4 protein-coding genes are annotated in these 2,518 nt (G+C 61.1%); 2 read left to right on the forward strand and 2 right to left on the reverse strand.

The features are described 5' to 3' along the window. Positions 1 to 490: 490 nt before the first annotated feature. Positions 491 to 751, reverse strand: coding sequence for a hypothetical protein (locus tag GSQ89_RS32495; protein WP_158932265.1), 261 nt, complete (start codon positions 749 to 751; stop codon positions 491 to 493). 488 nt (positions 752 to 1,239) lie between these two features. Here GSQ89_RS32495 and GSQ89_RS32500 point away from each other — a divergent pair, with 488 nt between their 5' ends. Continuing rightward, positions 1,240 to 1,392 (forward strand): hypothetical protein, encoded by a 153-nt coding sequence (locus GSQ89_RS32500; protein WP_158932266.1) that lies wholly within the window; start codon positions 1,240 to 1,242, stop codon positions 1,390 to 1,392. Between the two features lie 306 nt (positions 1,393 to 1,698). Here GSQ89_RS32500 and GSQ89_RS32505 read toward each other — a convergent pair whose 3' ends face one another. Next, entirely contained in the window at positions 1,699 to 2,052 is a 354-nt protein-coding gene (locus tag GSQ89_RS32505) for a BrnA antitoxin family protein (protein ID WP_158932267.1), read from the reverse strand. A 94-nt stretch (positions 2,053 to 2,146) separates the two neighbouring features. On the opposite strand from GSQ89_RS32505, the gene GSQ89_RS32510 reads away from it, so the two are divergent. After that, positions 2,147 to 2,518: response regulator transcription factor (locus GSQ89_RS32510; protein WP_158932268.1), on the forward strand; the 372-nt coding region annotated here is incomplete at its 3' end.

Below are 2,518 nucleotides of genomic sequence, written 5' to 3' on the forward strand. Positions count from 1 at the left end.
AGACCGCTCGGCTACACTGGAAGCCTGACTCACTTGCAACGGCTGCTCAGAACATGGCGTCAGGCTCACTTCGCGGCGCTGGCGGGGGCCCCGTTGAATCGACTTGTACGTTGAACATTAAAATGCAATAAAGTGTGTCGACACATCCTTGCCTCATGGCTCCCGCATGGCATCTCCCCGTCGTAAGAGGCCCGTGCGGCTGAGTGGAACAGAAAGCCGGGCATTGTCACGGTAACCAGGTCTGGCGGCCTGCCACCAAGCGGACAAGACTAGCGGCATGAAGCCGCCCCCCGATCCTCACTACCGTCATCGGTTTCCCGCCGAGATCATTAGTCACGTTGTCTGCCGGAAGTGCCTGTATCAACCGATCCGGCGCCGACCCCGGAACGTCCGCCTCAAGCATGATGCGAAGTTCCAGGCGGCAGGATATCGAAATCCCTACGCCGGAAACCAGACCTCCACCACGTCTGGCGGGTCTGACGGCTGACGATCAGAACGCTCCAGGCCATGCGGCAAACTGGCGTGGACCTCGGCCAGGGTATGCCCGACCAGGGATGTAGGGCGTCGGGGTGTTGGTCACCAACCGCGCCACGAAGGCGCCGGGATACTCTGGTAAATCCCGCATGACGATCCAGGCGAACAGCGGGTACGTACGCACCGCGTCGCTCTGGAGGGCACGAGCCATCACCGCGTCGACGATCTGGTACTGCATTTCCAGGACTTCGAAGGAAGGGGAGGCAACGGCTGCCACCCGGCGATGGTCCGGGCATGCTCCCGCGCCTTCGCGTTGTCAGTGATGCCTGGGAGGCATCGGCGCACCTCGATCGCGGCCGCCAGGCTCCCCTCTTGCTCGAAGACGGTGCGGATCGCGGCAGCATCGGCTTCTGTGACAACGAACATGTCGGAAATCTAGGACGTCCTGGCGACGGCTTCCAGGCCCGATCGCGACAGGTCCCGGCAGAGAACCCGAAACCCTGCCGGGGGCCGTTCGGTCATCTCGGGTGCCTCACCGGGCTGGAGATACCAGGTATCGTTCACTGAGACGGCAACCCGGAACGTGGTGTCAGTGCCGATCCGAATCAACAATGTATCCAAGCTGTTATGCATGGCTTGTCGGTGATTTTACCTCCCAGTGCATAGCTCTCATGCTGCATCGCAGCATTATCATCCAGCCCACGAAGGCCCATCTGCCGGTCATCGAAGCCGGACATCTCGCCCGACCAAAGATGGAGAATTCCGATGAAAAAGATGTTCCTCGCCGCCCTGACCGTGTTGAGCCTGAGCGCCGCTGTTGCCCCGCTGGCCTTCGCCGCAGTCTACAGCAACCACACGGGGCCGTATGACAACACCGCCAACAGCCTTGGCGGGCGGTACGTCGGTGGTGGCGACTAACGCCCCACCCAAGGGATAGCGCATCAAGGCCGGGTCATTCCCGGCCTTTTTGCCGTCTGGGGTGGCTCGGCTGACGTCAACCAGGGCAGCCCCGGGGATCCGCCAAACGGGGTGAGTTTCTTCACCCAAAAGACGTAGGTTCAGGGAGATCGCGCGCGGTGACCCTCCCGATAACCCGCCTTCTCGGGAGCGGTCCACCCCACCGCAAATGCGATTTTGTGCGATTGTTCGCGCCGATGCGTGACTATCTGCAACTGTACGAGAAGCTCACAAAATCGCAGATCGGCGCAAATGATCGCCTGTGATTCAGATGGCAGGATAGGCATTGCTACGTAGCAATGCGGCTTGCTCGCCCGGCTCGACGTGGGATGCTGCTGACCCAGCCTGCTTTGCGGCGTCATCCATCCAGGACCGCAGGACCTGGTTTACCCGGCTTTGCCAGCCCGGTCCGGTTTCTCGGAGTTGATCGACCAGGTCGGCGTCCAGCCTCAAGGTCACAAATCGCTTAGGGTGGACTAGCTTCGGCCGACCGCGTCCGCGGGATCGAATCACCCTCTCACCATGGCGGAGTTCGGCGTCCTCGAAGAATGCCGGTAGCAGTTCCGGCGCATCATCGGGATCATCCGAGACGTTGTCGCCAGGGAGCTTACTCGCAGGCATGGGCACACCTCACTGTTATCGTGGCGGTTACCTGTGTGGATTGCCAACCGATGGGCGCAGGGCCAGTGTCCGCGGCAATCGAAGGGGCGGCTACGTGGACTATTGGGTGATGATCGTTGACGATGGTGCACTGGTCCGAATGGCGGCGGTCTACGCAATCAGCAGGCTCTATTCCGCCGGGCAGCATTCCACGTGGCGACTGGTTGAGGCTCGAGGCGCTGATACCGCCATGTCATTGGCATTGGATGGCCGCGTCGATATCACTTTGATCGACCACAACACGCCGGGGCGAGATGGTCTCAGCCTCGCCGCCAATCTGCGACACTTGTATCCAGCGATGCCGATTGCGCTGATGACTGCCAATTCTCAGCCCGAGACCATCGCAGGCGCGAAGGAACTGGACTTGACGTTCATCCCAAAGCCACGCTGGAAAGACGGCCTTGCGGCATTTTTATCCGCTGCCATG

It is taken from the genome of Acidisphaera sp. S103 (genome assembly GCF_009765975.1).
GTDB lineage: Bacteria > Pseudomonadota > Alphaproteobacteria > Acetobacterales > Acetobacteraceae > Rhodopila.